The sequence below is a fragment of the Psychrobacter sp. CoH-33_TS_01 genome, from assembly GCF_058189395.1.
The window spans coordinates 1-278 of sequence record NZ_JBVGQI010000044.1 but is presented as its reverse complement, the minus strand read 5'-3'; the positions used below and the strand labels follow the sequence as shown (position 1 = coordinate 278).

The window sequence follows — 278 nt, the reverse complement described above, 5'->3', positions numbered from 1 at the left end:
CCTAGTCGGCGGTCGCGTTGGGCGCGGGGGGGGGATCAGTACCCTCGCCGAGAATGGCGAGATACCGGCGATAACCGAACACGCGCCCGCGTCGCCGACCGGTCACTTCCTCCACAACGCCAAGCCGCTCGAGATCGGCAAGTGCAGCGTTGATGGTCGGGGCCGATAGCCCCGTACGATCAACGAGAATGTTTGCGGTAAGGAACGGATTTTCCTGCAGGAGATCATGAACGCGTAGCGCCGATCCCGCACGGTCGCTTTCGGTCGTGATGCGTTCC

The 278-nt window shown here is 63.3% G+C and carries 1 protein-coding gene; it reads right to left on the bottom strand.

Translation table 11 applies throughout. From position 1 onward, the window contains the following. Position 1: 1 nt before the first annotated feature. Positions 2–278 (bottom strand): winged helix-turn-helix domain-containing protein (locus ACZ2XM_RS15495; protein ID WP_490619015.1); only part of this gene is annotated, 277 nt, incomplete at its 5' end.